We start from the raw sequence: 19,697 nt of genomic DNA on the forward strand, positions 1-19,697 counted from the left end.
CCTCATAACAGCAGCTGCTAGCTACAAGCCGCAAGCTGCAAGACGATCACTTAAGCCGGGCAAGCTTCGAACTGCTCTGACTTGCAGCTTGAAGCTTGCCACTTGCAGCTGTTGATTACTGCGGGTTGGCACGGGTGCTGGACAGCAGGTTCTTCAGGTTCGCGGCTTTCGGCTTGACCAGCCAGAAGCGACGCACGTAGTCGTCCAGGTTTTCCCAGAGCTCACGCCCCCATTCGCTACCGGTTTCTTCGACGTATTCAGCCAGCACGCGCGACAGGTGGCTACGGTAAGCCTCCATCGCTTCGCCACTGATACGCTGGATTTCCACCAGTTCATGGTTGAGCTTGTCGACGAAGCTGTTGTCCATGTCCAGCACGTAGGCGAAACCGCCGGTCATGCCAGAGCCGAAGTTATAACCGGTCTTGCCCAGGACGCAGACAAAACCACCGGTCATGTATTCACAGCAGTGATCGCCAGTACCCTCGACAACCGCGTGGGCACCAGAGTTACGCACAGCAAAACGCTCGCCTGCGGTGCCTGCGGCAAACAGCTTGCCGCCAGTGGCGCCGTACAGGCAGGTGTTACCAACAATGGCGCTGTGCTGAGTAGCGAACGGGCTGCCCGCAGGCGGCACGATAACCAGCTTGCCACCGGTCATGCCTTTACCGACGTAGTCGTTGGCATCACCTTCGAGGTACAGGTTCAGACCACCGGCGTTCCACACGCCGAAGCTCTGGCCCGCAGTGCCTTTGAAGCGGAACGTGATCGGCGCCTTGGCCATGCCCTGGTTGCCGTGCAGACGCGCGATCTCACCGGAAATCCGCGCGCCGATGGAACGGTCGCAGTTGCAGATGTTGAGCTCGAACTCGCCGCCGCTGAGGTCGCGAATGGCAGGCAGCGCCATATCGACCATTTTCTCGGCCAGCACACCCTTGTCGAACGGCGGGTTGCGGTCAACTTCGCAGAACTGCGGCTTGTCGGCCGGTACATGCGGGCTGCCGAGCAACGGGCTGAGGTCCAGGTGTTTCTGCTTCTCGGTTTCGCCGGGGAGCATTTCCAGCAGGTCGGTACGCCCGATCAGTTCGCCAAGGCTACGCACACCCAGTTTGGCCAGCCACTCACGGGTTTCTTCAGCCACGTAGGTGAAGAAGTTCACCACCATGTCGACGGTGCCGATGTAGTGGTCTTTGCGCAGCTTGTCGTTCTGCGTCGCCACGCCAGTCGCGCAGTTGTTCAGGTGGCAGATACGCAGGTATTTGCAACCCAGGGCGATCATTGGCGCGGTACCGAAGCCGAAGCTCTCGGCGCCAAGAATCGCCGCCTTGATCACATCCAGACCAGTTTTCAGGCCGCCGTCAGTCTGTACCCGCACCTTGCCGCGCAGGTCGTTGCCACGCAGGGTCTGGTGGGTTTCCGCCAGGCCCAACTCCCACGGCGCACCGGCGTACTTGATCGAGGTCAGCGGCGAAGCGCCGGTGCCGCCGTCGTAGCCGGAGATGGTGATCAGGTCGGCGTAGGCCTTGGCCACACCGGCAGCGATCGTACCGACGCCCGCTTCTGCCACCAGCTTGACCGAGACCAGCGCCTGCGGGTTGACCTGCTTGAGGTCGAAAATCAGCTGCGACAAGTCTTCGATCGAGTAGATGTCGTGGTGCGGCGGTGGCGAGATCAGGGTCACGCCAGGCACTGCATAACGCAGGCGGGCAATCAGGCCGTTGACCTTGCCGCCGGGCAGTTGACCGCCCTCACCCGGTTTGGCGCCTTGAGCGACCTTGATCTGCAACACTTCGGCGTTGACCAGGTACTCAGGGGTGACACCGAAACGACCGGTGGCCACTTGCTTGATTTTCGAGCTTTTGATGGTGCCGTAGCGGGCCGGGTCTTCGCCGCCCTCACCGGAGTTGGAGCGCGCGCCCAGACGGTTCATCGCTTCGGCCAGCGCTTCATGGGCCTCTGGCGACAGTGCACCGAGGGAGATACCGGCAGAGTCGAAGCGCTTGAGGATGGCTTCCAGCGGCTCGACCTCTTCCAGGGCCAGCGGCTGCTCGGCCGTCTTGACCTTGAGCAGGTCACGGATCATCGACACCGGACGCTGATCGACCAGTGCGGTGTATTCCTTGAACTTGCTGTAGTCGCCCTGCTGCACGGCAGCTTGCAGCGTATTGACCACATCCGGGTTGTAGGCGTGGTATTCGCCACCGTGGACGAACTTCAGCAAACCGCCCTGCTGGATCGGCTTGCGCGGGCTCCAGGCTTCGGCGGCAAGCAGCTTCTGCTCGTTCTCGATATCGACGAAACGCGCACCCTTGAGGCGGCTGGCAACGCCTTTGAAGCTCAGGCCGACCACCTCTTCAGACAAACCGACCGCTTCGAACAGCTGCGCACCGCGGTACGAACCGATGGTGGAGATGCCCATCTTCGACAGAATCTTCAGCAGGCCTTTGGAAATGCCCTTGCGGTAGTACTTGAAGACTTCGTCCAGATCGCCCAGCACTTCGCCGGTACGGATCAGGTCGGCCAGCACTTCGTAGGCCAGATACGGGTAAACCGCCGAGGCACCAAAACCGATCAGCACCGCAAAGTGATGCGGATCGCGGGCGGTAGCGGTTTCTACCAGGATGTTGCTGTCGCAACGCAAGCCCAGTTCGGTCAGGCGGTGGTGCACGGCACCCACGGCCAGCGACGCATGCACCGGCAGTTTGCCCGGCGCGATGTGGCGGTCGCTCAGCACCAGTTGGGTCTTGCCGCTGCGCACGGCTTCTTCAGCCTGGTCGGCGATGTTGCGCACCGCGGCTTCCAGGCCTACAGCCTCTTCATAGTTGAGGTCGATCAGCTGACGCTCGAAGCCTGGGCGGTCGAGGTTCATCAGCGAGCGCCACTTGGCCGGCGAGATCACAGGCGAGCTGAGGATCACCCGCGAGGCGTGCTCAGGGGATTCCTGGAAGATATTGCGCTCGGCACCCAGGCAGATCTCCAGCGACATGACAATGGCTTCACGCAGCGGGTCGATCGGTGGGTTGGTGACCTGGGCGAACTGCTGGCGGAAGTAGTCATAGGTCGAACGCACGCGCTGCGACAGGATCGCCATTGGCGTGTCGTCGCCCATCGAACCCACTGCTTCCTGGCCCTGTTCACCCAGCGGGCGCAGCACCTGGTCACGCTCTTCGAAGGTGACCTGGAACATCTTCATGTATTGCTTGAGCTGGTCAGCATCGTAGCTGGCCACACCCTGGTCGTCGCTGAGGTCAGCCTGAATGCGCAGGGCATTCTGACGCAACCAGCGCTTGTACGGGTGACGCGACTTCAAACGGTTGTCGATGGCGTCGGTGTCGAGGATCTGACCGGTTTCGGTGTCCACGGCGAAGATCTGACCCGGCCCTACACGGCCCTTGGCGATCACGTCTTCCGGGGTGTAGTCCCACACGCCGATTTCCGACGCCAGGGTGATGTAGCCGTTCTTGGTGGTCACCCAGCGCGCTGGGCGCAGGCCGTTGCGGTCAAGCAGGCAGACCGCATGGCGGCCTTCGGTCAGCACCACACCCGCCGGGCCGTCCCACGCTTCCATGTGCATGGAGTTGTATTCGTAGAACGCGCGCAGGTCGGCGTCCATGGTTTCGACGTTTTGCCACGCTGGCGGAATGAGCATACGCACGCCGCGGAACAGGTCGATGCCACCCGTGACCATCAGCTCCAGCATGTTGTCCATGCTCGAGGAGTCGGAGCCGACACGGTTGACCAGCGGACCGAGCTCTTCAAGGTCGGGGATCAAGTCGTTGGCGAACTTGGTGCGCCGCGCCTGGGCCCAGTTGCGGTTACCGGTGATGGTGTTGATCTCGCCGTTGTGGGCGAGGAAGCGGAATGGCTGCGCCAGCGGCCATTTCGGCAAGGTGTTGGTGGAGAAGCGCTGGTGGAAGACGCAAATGGCCGTCTGCAGGCGCTCGTCACCCAGGTCTGGATAGAAGGCGGCGAGGTCCGCCGGCATCATCAGGCCTTTATAGATAATGGTCTTGTGCGAAAAGCTGCAGATGTAGTGGTCGGTGTCATGGGCGTTGGCCACAGACGAGCGACGACGGGCACTGAACAGCTTGATGGCGAATTCCTGATCGCTCAGGCCTTCACCGCCGACGAACACCTGCTCGATCTGCGGCAGGCGCTCCAGGGCCAGGCGGCCGAGGACGCTGGTGTCGATCGGTACCTTGCGCCAGCCCACCAATTGCAGGCCGGCCGCGAGGATCTCGCGATTCATGTTTTCGCGCGCAGCTTCGGCTTTGCTGTTGTCCTGATTGAAGAACACCATGCCAACCGCGTACTGCTTGGGCAGCTCAACGCCGAATTGCTCCTGGGCTACCGCGCGCAGGAACTGATCGGGTTTTTGCATCAGCAGGCCACAACCGTCGCCGGTTTTGCCGTCAGCGTTGATGCCACCGCGGTGGGTCATGCAGGTCAGCGCCTGCATAGCTGTTTGCAGAAGGTGGTGGCTGGGTTCACCCGTCATATGGGCGATCAGGCCGAAACCACAGTTATCCTTGAATTCTTCGGGATGGTACAGACCTGTTTTCATAGACACTTTCTCACCAGGTTCGCCTCTCACCAAGGCAAATCTCTTTTTAGTACAACCACTTACCATCCACGCCGAACGAACGCCAGCTTTGCGGGGGCAATAGGAGAGCCATTGTTGCACAGCGACAGGGAAGCCCACAAATTTACGACGCATTGTCGCAAACCCATGTCGCATTTTTGAATGTTTTTAAGCGTGCGCCGTGGTAACGGCATGGCTTGAGTCTGAAGCGTTTCAGCCTGGACTGCAAGATGGGCTTGTGGCCGGCAGTCTGGGACAGAAAAGCCTGCCGCGCATTACGCAGCAGGCTTGACCTTAATTCAGGAGTCGCTCAGCAGGTGGCGGGGGTAGTGCCACCGAGCTTTATCAGCGGGTCGCGGCCAGCTCTTGTTGGACGCTGGCAACGGTACGAGGCCAAGGTTTACCAGCCTGGACCTTGGCTGGCAAGGCTTTGATTGCAGCCAATGCTGCATCGCGGCTGGAGAAACTGCCGTAAGTAATCACATACAGCGGCTTACCCTGCAAGGTTTTCTTGAAGTAGCGATAGTCGCCACCTTGCGCCTTCACGTAGGCCTGAGCGGAAGCCTCGGAGCTGGTGCCCAGGATTTGCACCACATAATTGCCCGGTTTTTGCCCGGCATACCAGCCGCCACCTGCAGCGGGCTTGGCTGCTGGCTTCTCGACGGGTTTCTCGACAGGCTTGGGTGCTGGCTTGGCAACGGCAACCTGGGTTGGCGCAGGTTTTACCGCAGGCGCAACCGGTTTGCTGGCAGCAGGCGCAACCGGCTGTGGTGCTGGCGCGACAGGCTGGGCCTGGGCAATCGGCTGGGCCGGAGCCGGCGCAGGGCCAGCACTGACGCCAGCAGGCGGGGCGATAGTGGTTACGGTCGGTGGCTGCAGTGCAGTGTCACCGGCTGGCCCACCCTCTTCACCTTCGCCCATGCCGGCCGCCTCAGCCAACGGGCCGCGCATGACCGGTTGCGACTGCCCAACCAGTGGCAGTGGCATTGGCTGCGAATTACCGGCGAACTCGATGGCCGGGCCACCATTGTTCGACTGTGCGTTGCCTGGCTGGCCTTCACCCAACGGCAGCTGCGCTTGCTCGGCAGGCGCGGTTGGCGCCTGATCGCCCTTCTTCGGCATCAGTACAGCGGCAGCAACCGCAACGACCACAACAGCAGACAGTGCCAGCACGTGTTTTTTAGGCATATTGAACCCCATTGATGGTCGCTTGGCCGTGGTCCGGCTGGCGATCATGGCTTCGATCAAGGTATCGCGGGCAACCTGGTTGATATTCCCAGGCCAACCATCCGAGTTTTGGTGAATATCGACAATCTGCTCACTGGTGAACACCTCGATCCCTCGTCCGGCACCTTCCAGGCGCTGCTCGAGGTATTCCCGGGTTTCTTCTTCGCTGTAGGGCGCAAGCTCGATGACATGGAAACGCTCCAGGTCAGTATCGATCGCTTCCAGCCCGGCAATCAGTGACGGCTCACCGAACAGGAAGACATGCGGACGCCCTTCCGGCGTACCCGCCGCCAGCTCCAGCAAGGCTTGGAGTGCCGACTCGTCCAGTTGTTCCGCGTCGTCCACCAACAGATAGACTTCTTGCCCCGTCAACGCCAGTTGCACGACCTGGGCCAGTAGCTCAGGCACTTCAGGCTGGGCAACACCCAACGCCTGAGCCACCTGGGCCAACACCGCAGCCGCATCGTTGGCGCCGCGCGCGGAAACCACCACGCTTTGCACCGTTTGCTTGTTGGTGCTGGCAACCAGTGCCTGACGCAGCAAGGTCTTGCCACTGCCCTGAGGGCCGGTCACTACCAGCAACAGCTGGCTGTAACGCGCCAGATGGTGCAGTTGGCCAAGCACCGGCTTGCGCTGGGCGGGGAAGAACTTGAACCCGGGCACCCGCGCAGCGAAGGGATCGTGGTTCAACTGGTAATGGCCGAGAAAGGCCTCGTCGGCATGCAGACTAGTCATCGAACTCTCATCAACCTCAAAGCTGAGCCACGATTGCGCGGTAATCCGCCGCCAGCGTGGCCTGAAGAATCTCTTTCGGATAGTCGTCGGTGACCACCGCTGCGCCCATTTGGCTCAGCAGGACCAGACGCAAACGACCGTCGAGTACCTTTTTATCTACCGCCATGTGCTCCATGAACTGCGCCGGGGTCATTTCCTGTGGGGGCACCACCGGCAAACCTGCCTGTTGGAACAAACGAATACCGCGATTGCGCTCTTGCTCGCTGATCCAGCCAAGGCGCATGGACATTTCCAAGGCCATTACCGTACCGGCGGCGACGGCCTCACCATGTAGCCAAACACCATACCCCATGTGGGTTTCGATGGCGTGGCCGAATGTATGTCCGAGGTTGAGGGTGGCGCGCACGCCAGACTCGCGCTCATCGGCGCCAACAACGGCAGCCTTGGCCGCACAGGAGCGGCGAATCGCTTCGGTCAGGGCGACCTGATCCAGCGCGCGCAATGCCGACATATTGGCCTCAAGCCATTGCAGGAAAGGCTCGTCACAGATCAGGCCGTACTTGATCACTTCGGCAAGGCCGGCCGACAGCTCGCGCGGGGGCAACGTATTGAGGCTGGCGGTGTCGATCACCACGGCGTTGGGCTGATAGAAGGCACCCACCATGTTTTTGCCCAGCGGGTGGTTGATCCCGGTTTTACCACCCACCGAAGAATCGACTTGCGACAGCAAGGTGGTCGGCACCTGGATGAAGTCCACGCCGCGCTGGTAGCAGGCAGCGGCAAACCCGGCCATGTCACCGATCACGCCGCCGCCCAGCGCCACTACGGTAGTGCGGCGGTCGTGGCGGGCGGTGAGCAAGGCATCAAAAATCAGCTGCAGGGTTTCCCAGTTCTTGAAGGCTTCGCCATCAGGCAACACCACTGGCAGCACCGAATAGGCGCCCAGGGTCTTGCTCAGACGCTCAAGATAAAGGGGTGCGACAGTCTCATTGGAGACGATGGCGACCTGCCGACCGGCAATATGCGGCGCCAGCAGCTCTGGCTGGTCCAGCAGCCCTTCGCCAATGTAGATCGGGTAGCTACGTTCGCCCAATTCGACCTTAAGTGTCTGCATGTGTCCCCACAATGAACGAGGCGCGGCATCGATGGCTCGATCCGCGCGATAACGATGTGCCCTGTCAAGGCGTGACTGGCCGCCGAGGATAGTCCCGGCTTAACGGGGCGGCAACTTCTGCAAGCGCTCGAGAATATCCAGCACAACCATCCGCGGTGGCCGTTCGTCGGTTTCCACCACCAGGTCGGCGATCTCGCGGTAAAGCGGATCACGGATCTCCAGCAAGGCGCGCAAGGTCGCCTCGGGATTGGCAGTGCGCAGCAACGGACGATTACGGTCGCGCGCAGTGCGCCCGACCTGCTGCTCGACCGAGGCGTGCAGGTACACCACGCGCCCACCGGCATGCAGGGCCTGGCGGTTGGCATCGCGCATGACCGCGCCTCCGCCGGTGGCCAGAACCACGCCATCGTAGCCGCACAGCTCGGCGATCATCGCCTGCTCGCGGTCACGAAAGCCCGGTTCGCCTTCCTTGTCGAAGATCCACGGGATGTTGGCGCCCGTACGCAGTTCAATTTCCTTGTCGGAATCTTTGAACGGCAGGCGCAGCTCTTTGGCTAACAGGCGACCGATGGTGCTTTTGCCAGCACCCATGGGCCCCACAAGTATCAAATTTCGCACAGAATCAACGACTCACAGCAATCGCCTGGTCACTCATGATACGCGGAGTCAGGAAGACCAGCAGCTCGGATTTTTTCTCTTGTATAGCATCGCGACGAAACAGCCGACCAACATACGGCACATCGCCTAAAAATGGCACCTTATCGACAACTTTACTTTGCACCGTGGAGTACACGCCGCCAATCACGATGGTCTGCCCATCGCTGACGCGAACCTTGGCGTTGACCTCGTTCTTCCTGATTGCCGGCACCTGATCCAACGCGTTGAGATAGTCCGGCTCGTCCTTGGTCACTTTCACGGCCATGATCACCCGGTTGTCCGGGGTGATCTGCGGTGTTACCTCCAAAGACAGCGACGCCTCACGAAAGGTCACGGAAGTCGCGCCGCTGCCGCTGGTCTCCTGGTACGGCACCTCGGTGCCCTTGAGGATCCGCGCAGTCTCCTTGTCGGCGGTGACCACCTTGGGCTGGGAGATGATTTCGCCATTGCCGGACTTCTCCATGGCGCTCAGCTCAAGGTCCAGCAGCAGGTTGTCCCGCACCAGGCCAAGGCCAATGGCCGAGCTAGCACGCTCTACGCCAAGATCAACGAAAGTATCCGCCCCACCCAGCGTCAAGCCGCCTCCCAGGCGTAACTCGCCACCCCAGCGCACACCCAATCCGCGCTCATAATCAACGTTTGCCTCAACGATCCTGGCCTCGATCATGACCTGACGTACCGGCACATCCAGGCGCGCGATCAACTGGCGCAGCGCCTCCAGTCGCTCAGGAGACTGGCGGGCAACCAGAGTATTGGTTCGCTCATCGACCGTAAGCGCTCCCGCAGCAGGCTCCGACGGGTCGCTCGCCATCAGCGATTCGAACACCGCAGCGATATCCACAGCCTTGGCGTAATGAATGGGCAGCAACTCCCGACCTGTCGCCGCCAGGCCTGCCGCTTGTTGACGGCCTTCGAGCAATTGCCGCTCATGTCCCGCCAGCTCTCCGATAGGCGCCACCAGCAGCACATTGCCTTCAGCACGCTTCTCCAGGCCCTTGCTGCGCAGCACCAAATCGAGTGCCTGTTCCCAAGGGACTTCCTGCAGGCGCAAGGTAATTTTTCCCTGCACCGCATCGCTGGCCACCAGGTTTACCCCGGAAAAATCCGCCAGTATCTGCAACACCGAACGCACCTCAACGTCTTGAAAGTTCAAGGACAACGGTTCGCTTTCCGGCACCGGGCTACTTGCCTGAGCGCTGAGCGACAACCCGATAGACAGCGTGGCAAACAGCGCCAGGCACCTTGCTGCGTTCATCTGCGACCTCCCTGGTCTGCATGCTTACCCCGCACTCGCGGGCACTTTCATACTCAACGTTCGCTGTCGCTCGACCCAGCCCTGGCCCACAACGAAAATTTCTTCGGCGATGTGCACCTGGCGCTCTTCAATCCGCACGATGCGGCCCCGATCACGCCCTAAGCGATCCCCAACCTGCAGGCGATGGACTACGCCGCCAGCATCCAGCAATGCAAAACGCAGCTGATGGCGGGTCAGGCTGCCCACCATCTCGAACTGGTCGAGCGAAAGCGTTTCCAGGTGCTGGCGGGCTTGCACCCTTGGCGAAGGCGCGAACGGGCTACGCGAAAAATTCGGTACAGTCCGAGAAGGCTGAGGTTCAGCCCCGGGCGAAACGGCGACCGGCTCGCGACTGCGGTAGGCGCTGGCACGCAGTTGCAGTCGCAGCCCGGCCTGACCCGGCAGCTGCACCGCCGACAGCGAGAAGTTCTCTTGGGTCACCAGCCGGGGCAGTTGCGCCAACCCCTGAGCAAAGCTCGCCAAGGCGATGTAGGTGCCTCGCAGTTGCAGCTGCATCGGCATTTCGATGTACTGCTCATGCGGGATTTCCGGCAACAGTTGCAACTGCTCGACCAGCACCCCGTCAGCCTGCGCCTGATGCGCGATACCTTCCAACAGCTCGGCCAGCTCACCGCCTGCAGCCAAGCGCCAGCGAGATACCTCTAGTTGCTGATACGACGCCGCCAATTGCGCCTCGCGGCTGACCAGCGCCTGCGCCTGCAAGGCTTTATCTGCACGCTCGGTCTGCAGGCGCTGCGCGTGTTCCGCACCCTGCTCAAGCTCAATGAACAGCCCCCTCAGGTGGACGATGTACGCCAGCCCCAGCAGCAACATCAGGCCGCTGCCCAGTAATACCCACTGCCGGATCAACGAGCCGCCGATCAGCCGCTGCCACCGGGCGGTGGATAACGCATTCAAGGTTTGGGCCTCATGACCACGCTCACCTCGAACGCCTCACCCTCGTCCACTGCGCTGGTGTGTTGCAACATCGCCTCGCCAAACGCGCTGGACAGGCCGCGCAGCAATTGCGCAACCAACGTCCCTGAGCGGGCCACGCCCTGAAGATGCAAGCCCGCGTCTTCGTGGGTTACAGCGGTGAGGTACACCCCCTCGGGCACCACCTGCTGAAGTTGCTCGAACAGCTCGAACAGAAACAACCGCTGGCCCTGCAGCCGCTCCAACACCTGCTGATGCTGCTTAACCTGTTCCTGCTCAACACCATGCTGCGCGATCTTCGCCAACTGACCATCGAGTTGTGCGATGGCCTGCTGCAATGAAGCGGTTTCCAGCCCTTGACGCTGCTGTGCCTGCCGCGCCAGAGCGTCCCCTAAGCAGACAATCAGTACAGCCAGCAAGCCGATAGCGGCCAAACGCACAGACAAACGCCGGATTTCGGCCTGACGTTGATGCTCACGCCAAGGCAGCAGGTTCAAACTAAGCATCGTTCGCCCTCACGCAGTGCCAAACCGCAAGCGATGGCAAGACTCGGGGCCTGCGCCATGAGTGCCTGAGCTTCCAGCCCTGGCGCCAGGGTCATACCCTGAAAGGGATCGACAGCACTTACAGCAATACCCAGGTGCCGCTGCAACGGGTCGCACACGTGCACGCCAGGTACCCCGGCACCACACAGCAGCAATTGCTTTGGCAGCGCCCTCCCCGGGCTGGACAACACGTAGTTATCCACCGCCGCAACCAGCGCCGCCACAGCATCCCCCTGCCGCTGTATCGGGACTTCGCGGCGCAGCGGCACGGGGTCGGCACCTTGCTCATGAAACACCAGGGTGTCAGCTTCCAGCTGCAACAGCAGCTCGCCTCCCGCGACACTGGGCCGAACAGCACGGTGCAAGGCATGGGCATCAGATTCCACCGCACAGGCATGCACCCCGGCCACCTCAAGACTGGCCTGCAACGCGTCAAGCAAGGCCAGGTGACAAGCCGCAACGAGCACGTGCTGACACTGGGGATCATCAGGGGCAATGCCAACAATCTGAAAGTCGATGGCAGCGTCTTCCAGGGCAAACGGAATGAAAGGACCGACATCCGCCGACAGATTTTCGGCAATCGCGTGATCGTCAAAGCCAACCGGCATTGCCACCTGCTTTTCGATGATCAGTCCGGCAGGCAAGGCGATCGCGGCTCTGCGGGCTGTGCCCACGCGGTGCTGAACAGCCTGGAGCAAACACGCCCCAACCTGTTGCACATCGCTAATCCAGCCATTGTGCGTGGCCGCGGCCGGCAAGGGCTCAAGCGCCCAGGCCTGCACGCAATAACCACCGCGATGGCGGCGCAGTTGCACCAGCCTGATGAACGGAGGGGTAATTTCCACCCCCAAAAGTGAACCGGCATCCTTGCCCCAGCGTCCAAGCATCGGTTTTCCTTTATCACTGCAGGTGTACAGCGGGCTTGAGCCCATCACACCTGGCTGACTCCCTGTCGGCGGCGCCAATAACGCGACCGTACGAAAAATGCTTATAATGCCCAGCGTTTTTCCTTGTCCGCTGGCACTGCGCGCAACCCATTCTTTAACCTGGACGCCCAAAAGCCTTGATACGTCTGCTGAAGTTCATCTGGTGGTCTTTCGTCGCAGTCATTTGCGCCATCGTGCTCGGTCTGAGCGGCGCGTTTCTGTATCTTAGCCCCAGCCTGCCCTCGGTAGAGGCCCTTAGAAGCATCCAGTTGCAGATCCCTTTGCGGGTCTACAGCAGTGACGGAAAACTGATCGCCGAATTCGGCGAGATGCGCCGTTCTCCCATCCGTTTCGCCGACATTCCGCCCCATTTCATCCAGGCTTTGCTATCGGCCGAAGACGACAATTTCGCCAATCACTATGGCGTCGACCCCAGCAGTTTGATGCGTGCTGCAACACAATTGCTCAAGTCCGGGCACATTCAAACCGGCGGCAGCACCATCACCATGCAGGTGGCGAAGAACTTCTTCCTCAGCAGTGAGCGAAGCTTTTCGCGCAAGACCACCGAAATTCTCTTGGCGCTGCAGATTGAACGCGAGCTGACCAAAGACGAGATCCTCGAGCTGTACGTCAACAAGATCTACCTGGGCAACCGTGCCTACGGCATCGAAGCGGCCGCTCAGGTGTATTACGGCAAGTCGATCCGCGACATCAGCCTGGCGCAGATGGCGATGATCGCCGGCCTGCCCAAGGCGCCGTCGCGCTTCAACCCGCTGGCCAACCCGGTACGCGCCAAAGAGCGCCGCGACTGGATTCTGGGGCGGATGTACAAATTGGGCAAAATCGACGAAGCCAGCTATCAAGCAGCCCTGGCCGAGCCGATCAACGCCAGTTACCACGTGCCAACACCTGAAGTCAGAGCCCCGTACATTGCGGAAATGGCCCGCGCCGAAATGGTTGGCCGCTATGGCAGCGACGCCTACACCGAAGGTTTCCGGGTAACCACCACGGTTCCAAGCGACCTGCAGGAGATCGCCAATAAAGCCGTGCTCGATGGTTTGACCAACTACGACGAGCGCCACGGCTATCGCGGTCCTGAAGCACGCTTCCCCGGCAAGACCCACGCGGCCTGGCTGCAGGAACTGAGCAAGCAACGCCCACTGGGCGGCCTGGAGCCGGTGATTGTCACCCAGGTCGACAAGTCCGGCCTGCAGGTGCTGACCCGATCCGACACCCTGGAAACGGTTGCCTGGGAGACCATGAAGTGGGCCCGGCCGTTCATCAACACCAACAGCCAAGGCCGTGCGCCGCAGCAGCCGTCTGACGTCGCCAAGGTTGGCGACCTGATCCGCGTTCAGCGCCTGGACAACGGCAGCCTCAAGTTCAGCCAGGTGCCGGGCGCACAGAGCGCATTGGTCTCGCTGGACCCGAACAGCGGCGCCATCCGCGCACTGGTCGGTGGTTTCTCCTTCGAGCAGAGCAACTACAACCGCGCCATGCAGGCCAAGCGTCAACCGGGCTCGAGCTTCAAGCCCTTTGTCTACAGCGCAGCGCTGGACAACGGCTACACCGCCGCCAGCCTGGTGAACGACGCCCCGATCGTGTTCGTCGATGAGTACCTGGACAAGGTGTGGCGCCCGAAAAACGACACCAACACCTTCCTCGGCCCGATCCGCATGCGTGAAGCGCTGTACAAGTCGCGCAACCTGGTGTCGATCCGCCTGCTGCAGGCCATGGGGGTCGGCCCGACCATCGACTACATCAGCAAGTTCGGCTTCAACAAGCAGGACCTGCCGCCCAACCTGTCTTTGGCACTGGGTACCGCGACACTGACGCCAATGGAAATCGCCACGGGCTGGAGCACCTTTGCCAACGGCGGCTACAAAATCACGCCGTACCTGATCGAGCGTATCGAAAGCCGTAATGGCGAGACCCTGTTCACCGCCAACCCACCGCGGGTGCCACAGGCTGAACAGGTCGAAGCAGGTATCGCCGCACCGGAAGCACCGATCAGCCCCCAACTGCCCGGCGAGCCTGCTGCTACGCAAGCCAGCAACGCTGCGGCCATCGCCCAGCCACCTGCCGTAGCCGAGCGCATTATCGATGGGCGCACCACCTACATCCTCACCAGCATGCTGCAGGACGTGATCAAGCGCGGTACCGGGCGGCGCGCCCTGGCCTTGGGCCGTTCCGACCTTGCAGGCAAGACTGGTACCACCAACGAATCCAAGGACGCCTGGTTCTCTGGTTACAACGCCGACCTGGTGACGACTGTCTGGAGCGGCTTCGATCAGCCTGAAACCCTGGGTCGCCGTGAATACGGCGGTACAGTGGCATTGCCGATCTGGATGAACTTCATGGGCCCGGCCCTCAAAGACAAGCCCAACCACCCGCCTGCCGAGCCGGAAGGCATCCTCAGCCTGCGGGTTGACCCGGTCAGCGGCCGGGCGGCAACGCCAAGCACGCCGAATGCCTACTTCGAGCTGTTCAAGGCCGAAGACACACCGCCTTCGGTCAATGAGCTGGGCAACGGCGCAGCACCGGGCAGCCCGCTGCCAGCAGACGAAGCGGCACCGATCGATCTGTTCTGATCGCGGGCTGTTGATCATCCTGTGGGAGCGGGCTTGCCCCGCGAACACGGGCGAAGCCCGTGCCATTCACCGCAGTGCCTGCTTCGCGGGGCAAGCCCGCTCCCACATAAGGTTGGCCTCAAGGCAAAAAAAAGCCCCGACGCTTGCGAGCCGGGGCTTTTTGTTACGCGTTCGGATTAACCGTTGAACACGTCATCCACGCTTTTCAGCGGGTAGTTCTTCGGATACGGCAGGGTCGCTACGCCGGTTTCGATAGCCGCTTTAGCCACAGCATCGGAAACGACGGTGATCAGGCGGGCATCCATTGGCTTCGGAATGATGTACTCACGGCCGAATTCCAGGGCGTCAACGCCGTAGGCTGCACACACTTCTTTCGGAACTGGCAGCTTGGCCAGGTCTTTCAGTGCGTTGGCAGCAGCGATCTTCATCTCTTCGTTGATGCGCTTGGCGCGAACGTCCAGAGCACCACGGAAGATGAACGGGAAGCCCAGAACGTTGTTGACCTGGTTCGGATAGTCGGAACGACCGGTCGCCATGATCACGTCGCTACGGGTAGCGTGTGCCAGTTCCGGGGAGATTTCCGGATCCGGGTTGGAGCAGGCGAAGACGATTGGGTTTGGCGCCATCGACTTCAGGCCTTCAGGGCTCAGCAGGTTCGGGCCGGACAAGCCTACGAACACATCAGCGCCGTCCAGGGCATCAGCCAGGGTGCGCTTGTCGGTAGCGTGGGCAAACACTGCCTTGTACTGGTTCAGGTCGTCACGGCCAGCGTGGATCACGCCAGTACGGTCAACCATGAAGATGTTTTCGATTTGCGCGCCCATGCTCACCAGCAACTTCATGCAGGAGATGGCGGCGGCGCCAGCGCCCAGGCAGACGATCTTGGCATCGGCCAGGGTCTTACCAGCGATTTCCAGGGCGTTGATCATGCCGGCGGCGGTAACGATCGCGGTACCGTGCTGGTCATCGTGGAACACTGGAATGTCGCACTGTTCGATCAGCGCGCGCTCGATCTCAAAGCACTCTGGTGCCTTGATGTCTTCCAGGTTGATACCACCGAAGGTGATGGAGATACGTTTGACGGTGTCGATGAAGGCTTGCGGGCTTTCGGAGTCGACTTCGATGTCGAATACGTCGATGCCAGCGAAACGCTTGAACAGAACACCCTTGCCTTCCATGACTGGCTTGGACGCCAGTGGGCCGAGGTTACCCAGGCCGAGAATGGCGGTGCCGTCGGAAATGACTGCTACCAGATTGCCCTTGCCGGTGTACTTGTAGGCCAGCTCTGGATCGCGACCGATTTCACGTACGGGCTCAGCTACACCCGGGCTGTAGGCCAGCGCCAGGTCGCGAGCAGTCGCGGTAGGTTTGGTGAGCTCGACGCTCAGTTTCCCCGGACGAGGCTGAGCATGATATTCGAGAGCGGCGGTTTTCAAATCTGACATGGTGGGCATTCCGCTATTTACTGTTCTGACGGACCGCCGAGGATACGCAAAGAGCAAAGGGCCGACAAGACTGGCCGGTCACTTGTGTCAAGGCCTTTAACCTACGACTTTCCGCCAAGAGCCGCAGCCCGCAAGGGTTTCAATGTGTACAATCGAATAAAAAAATGTTCACAATATTTTATCTTTCGATGCGTTCCAGCATCGACGGATCGGTCAATGGCAGCAACCAGCGCTTCTGCCCGGGTTTCAAGCCGCCTTTGCGGGAACGATCCAGCACCCAACCTCGCGCTTCAACCATCTGCCCTTGCAAGCCTTGTACAAAGGAAGCGGGAAAGTTGCGCTGTAACCGCGCAGGCACCTGAAGCACCAGCGAATCGTCGATTTCGATCCAGATTCCGCCGCGATTGCGCTCGATGCCCATGACTTTGCCGCTGATCAGCGCAAAGCCGGATTGCTGTATCTGCGCCGCCGCTAGCACCGCAGGTTTGCGCCACAGGCCAGCCTTGGCCTGACGAGCGGCATGCTCGGCCTGCTGCTGGCAGTCGCTCAAACTCACGTTGGGGGCGACGGCCACCCGGTAGCCCAGCCCCTCGCCCAGCAGTTGTGCTTCGAAATTGTCGCCAGCACGGCCATAGATATGCGCCAGAGTGCGCCCGTACTTGTCTCTGGGCTCGACGCCCGGCACCAACCCGACTTCGCCGCCATTGGCCTTGACCAAGGCCTGCAGACGCTGCCGGGCAGCTTCGGCGAAGGGTTCACTGGCGCGGCCCTTGCGGCCGATTTCCGGGGCGTTGATGCCAATCAGGCGAACGCTGCGGCCATCATTCAGACGCACGGTATCGCCATCTACCACCTGGCGCACGCTCACGCGCTGTGGATCGACGGGCGTCGGGCAGAACGCCTGAGCCTCAAGCTGCCAAATTGCGCCCACAAAAAAGGCGCCCACAAGGGACGCCTTTTTCAGCAGCAATGCCAAACCCATTGGGCCAGCTTCGCGCAATCTTACTTCTTGGCACCGAACATGCCGAAGCGATCTGCGAACTTCTGTACGCGGCCGCCAGTGTCCAGAACCTTTTGCTTACCGGTGTAGAACGGGTGGCACAGGTTGCAGACGTCGACTGGCAGTGCTTTGCACAGGGTCGAACGCGTTTCGAACTTGTTACCGCAGCTGCAGGTAACTTCTACAACTTCGTAACCCGGGTGGATTTCTGGCTTCATGGGGTATACCTCAGTGCTGACGTGCCGCCACTCAACACCATTGTTGAATACCGCACGCAAAATAGGGCCCGAATAATACCAGAGCATGCCGCCAACGCAAGTTGTCGCTTGCACCAACCGTCGTCTGCTAGGCTCGCCGGGTCTTGCAACCCCTTCAGAGAACTCATCGCGTGTCCGACGTCATCCTGCGCCTCGCCCTGCCCTCGCCCCTGCGGCGACTGTTCGACTACAGGGCGCCGGCAAGCATGGCGCGCCAGGAATTGGCAGCGGGCATGCGCATTCGCGTGCCGTTCGGGCGCCGGGAAATGATCGGCATACTGGTCGAAATCGCTGACAAGAGCGAAGTCCCGGCAGACAAACTCAAACCGGCCATCGCCCTGCTCGACCCGGTGTCGCCCCTGCCTCCGGCGCTGTTCAAGCTGTGCCTGTGGACCGCCCAGTACTATCAGCACAGCCTCGGCGACACCCTGAGCTGGGCGTTGCCGGTGCTATTGCGCCAGGGCGAGCTTGCCGAGGCGCGTCAGGAGCGCTTCTGGCACGTGGCACCCGGCGCGCGCCTTGATGATCCGCGTATCGCCCGCGCACCACGCCAGCGCGAAGCCCTGGCAACCCTGGCGCAGCACCCCCACGGCGTTGCCCACACCCTGCTGAGCAAATTGATGCTGAGCAAAGACAGCCTCGACCTGCTGCTGGCCAAAGAACTGGTACAGGTCGAGGTGCGCCGCCACCTGCCGCAGGAGCGCCATGAACACTGGCTGGCGCAACCGGAGCTGCCGCTGAACGACGAGCAACGTGCTGCCTTCAACGCCGTTCGCTCGGGCTTTGGCAGCTTTCATGCCTTCTTGCTGGCCGGGGTTACCGGCAGTGGCAAGACCGAGGTGTACCTGCAGCTGATCCGCGAAACCCTCGAGGCCGGCAAGCAAGCCTTGATCCTGATTCCGGAGATCAACCTCGGGCCACAAACCCTGGCGCGCTTCGAACAGCGCTTCAACGCCCGCATCGCCCTGCTGCATTCGGCAGTCAACGACCGCGAACGCCTGGACGCCTGGCTGGCGGCCCGCGACGGCGAGGCCGACATCATCATCGGCACCCGTTCAGCACTGTTCACCCCGATGAAGCGCCCCGGCCTGATCATCATCGATGAGGAACACGACGGCTCCTATAAACAGCAGGAGGGGCTGCGTTATCACGCCCGTGATCTGGCCGTGGTGCGTGCGCGCCAGGAGCACATTCCGATTCTGCTCGGCTCGGCAACGCCCTCTCTGGAAAGCCTGCACAACGCCCACAGTGGCCGTTATGGCCTGCTGCGCCTGAACCAGCGTGCTGGCGGCGCGAAACAGCCGCGTTTCCTGCGTCTGGACGTGAAAAGCCGGCCACTGGACAGCGGCATCAGCGGCCCCTTGCAGCAGGCCATCGGCCAGACCCTGGCGGCCGGCCAGCAAGTGCTGGTGTTTCTCAACCGTCGCGGTTTCGCCCCGACCCTGTTGTGCCACGATTGCGGCTGGATGTCGGAGTGCCCGCGTTGCGATGCGCGCATGACCGTGCACCAGCGCTCCAACGAGCTGCGCTGCCATCACTGCGGGTACGACGAGCGCGTACCGCGCCAATGCCCGCAGTGCCACAAAGTCGATTTGCGCCCGGTGGGCGCTGGCACCGAGCGCGCCGAAGAGCGCTTGAGCATCTTGTTCCCCAACGTTCCGGTGCTGCGTGTAGACCGCGACAGTACGTCGCGAAAAGACGCCATGAACCAGTTGTTTGCCACCATTCATCGCGGTCAGCCCTGCATCCTCGTCGGCACCCAGATGCTCGCCAAAGGGCACCACTTTCCGCGTGTGACTCTGGTGGCGATTCTCGACGCCGATGGCGGCTTGTTCTCCGGCGACTTCCGCGCCAGCGAACGCATGGCGCAGTTGATCGTGCAGGTGGCCGGGCGCGCCGGGCGGGCCGAGGAACCGGGCAAGGTGATCATCCAGACCCACCTGGCCGACCACCCGCTCCTAGTACAACTGACCGAGCAAGGCTACTTTGCCTTCGCCGAGCAGGCCCTGAGCGAACGCCGTGCGGCCGGCCTGCCGCCGTTCGCCCACCTGGCACTGCTGCGCGCCGAAGCGCACAAGCCGGGGCAAGCCGAAGGTTTTCTCGACGAAGCCTGCAGCGCAGCAGAGCGGCTGCTGGCCGAGCTCAACCTGCACGGCATCGAACTCTTGGGCCCGGTACCGGCGCCGATGGAACGACGCGCGGGTCGTTTTCGTGCACAACTATTGCTCCAGGCCAATGCACGGGCGCCTTTGCATCGACTGATCAGCGCCTGGTTGCTACTGTTGGAACACATGCCGTCCGGGCGCCAGGTGCGCTGGTCTTTGGATGTAGACCCCGTAGACCTGTACTGACCCCCACTGTGGGAGCGGGCTTGCCCCGCGAATGCGCCTC

The 19,697-nt window shown here is 61.6% G+C and carries 13 protein-coding genes; 2 read left to right on the top strand and 11 right to left on the bottom strand.

From position 1 onward, the window contains the following. Positions 1 to 115: 115 nt before the first annotated feature. From gltB to pilM, 8 genes are all read right to left on the bottom strand, one after another. A complete protein-coding gene (gene gltB / locus ACVWSC_RS27275; RefSeq protein WP_442110508.1) occupies positions 116 to 4,561 on the bottom strand; it encodes a glutamate synthase large subunit in 4,446 nt (1,481 codons plus the stop codon). Between the two features lie 363 nt (positions 4,562 to 4,924). Further along, positions 4,925 to 6,541 (bottom strand): AAA family ATPase, encoded by a 1,617-nt coding sequence (locus ACVWSC_RS27280; RefSeq protein WP_442110510.1) that lies wholly within the window; start codon positions 6,539 to 6,541, stop codon positions 4,925 to 4,927. Positions 6,542 to 6,557: 16 nt separating this feature from the next. After that, positions 6,558 to 7,655 carry a 3-dehydroquinate synthase gene (aroB, locus tag ACVWSC_RS27285; protein WP_442110512.1) on the bottom strand — a complete coding sequence of 366 codons (1,098 nt, stop codon included), beginning with the start codon at positions 7,653 to 7,655 and terminating at the stop codon, positions 6,558 to 6,560. A 99-nt stretch (positions 7,656 to 7,754) separates the two neighbouring features. Continuing rightward, on the bottom strand, positions 7,755 to 8,273 hold the full coding sequence (aroK, locus tag ACVWSC_RS27290) for a shikimate kinase AroK (protein ID WP_442110514.1): 519 nt from the start codon (positions 8,271 to 8,273) through the stop codon (positions 7,755 to 7,757). A gap of 4 nt (positions 8,274 to 8,277) precedes the next feature. Beyond that, a complete protein-coding gene (locus tag ACVWSC_RS27295) occupies positions 8,278 to 9,567 on the bottom strand; it encodes a type IV pilus secretin PilQ (RefSeq protein WP_442110516.1) in 1,290 nt (429 codons plus the stop codon). 24 nt (positions 9,568 to 9,591) lie between these two features. Continuing rightward, positions 9,592 to 10,524, bottom strand: coding sequence for a pilus assembly protein PilP (locus ACVWSC_RS27300; RefSeq protein ID WP_442110518.1), 933 nt, complete (start codon positions 10,522 to 10,524; stop codon positions 9,592 to 9,594). After that, complete coding sequence (locus ACVWSC_RS27305) at positions 10,521 to 11,048, bottom strand: PilN domain-containing protein (protein WP_442110520.1); 528 nt, start codon at positions 11,046 to 11,048, stop codon at positions 10,521 to 10,523. The genes ACVWSC_RS27300 and ACVWSC_RS27305 overlap by 4 nt, the downstream gene beginning before the upstream one ends. Next, a complete protein-coding gene (pilM, locus tag ACVWSC_RS27310) occupies positions 11,036 to 11,974 on the bottom strand; it encodes a type IV pilus biogenesis protein PilM (protein WP_442110522.1) in 939 nt (312 codons plus the stop codon). Before pilM ends, ACVWSC_RS27305 begins: the two co-directional genes overlap by 13 nt. A gap of 176 nt (positions 11,975 to 12,150) precedes the next feature. Between pilM and ACVWSC_RS27315 the strand changes: the two genes are divergently transcribed. After that, positions 12,151 to 14,604: a penicillin-binding protein 1A gene (locus ACVWSC_RS27315; protein ID WP_442110524.1), complete on the top strand. Its 2,454-nt coding sequence runs from the start codon at positions 12,151 to 12,153 to the stop codon at positions 14,602 to 14,604. 176 nt (positions 14,605 to 14,780) lie between these two features. Here ACVWSC_RS27315 and ACVWSC_RS27320 read toward each other — a convergent pair whose 3' ends face one another. The 3 genes from ACVWSC_RS27320 to rpmE form a co-directional block, all read right to left on the bottom strand. Next, positions 14,781 to 16,049, bottom strand: a complete 1,269-nt coding sequence (locus ACVWSC_RS27320; RefSeq protein ID WP_442110526.1) for a malic enzyme-like NAD(P)-binding protein — start codon at positions 16,047 to 16,049, stop codon at positions 14,781 to 14,783. Between the two features lie 178 nt (positions 16,050 to 16,227). Beyond that, positions 16,228 to 17,049: a thermonuclease family protein gene (locus ACVWSC_RS27325; protein WP_442110528.1), complete on the bottom strand. Its 822-nt coding sequence runs from the start codon at positions 17,047 to 17,049 to the stop codon at positions 16,228 to 16,230. A gap of 2 nt (positions 17,050 to 17,051) precedes the next feature. After that, entirely contained in the window at positions 17,052 to 17,267 is a 216-nt protein-coding gene (gene rpmE, locus ACVWSC_RS27330) for a 50S ribosomal protein L31 (RefSeq protein WP_133211167.1), read from the bottom strand. Positions 17,268 to 17,437: 170 nt separating this feature from the next. Between rpmE and ACVWSC_RS27335 the strand changes: the two genes are divergently transcribed. Next, on the top strand, positions 17,438 to 19,657 hold the full coding sequence (locus ACVWSC_RS27335; RefSeq protein ID WP_442110530.1) for a primosomal protein N': 2,220 nt from the start codon (positions 17,438 to 17,440) through the stop codon (positions 19,655 to 19,657). Positions 19,658 to 19,697 lie beyond the last annotated feature (40 nt).

This window comes from Pseudomonas sp. NUPR-002 (assembly GCF_056322725.1).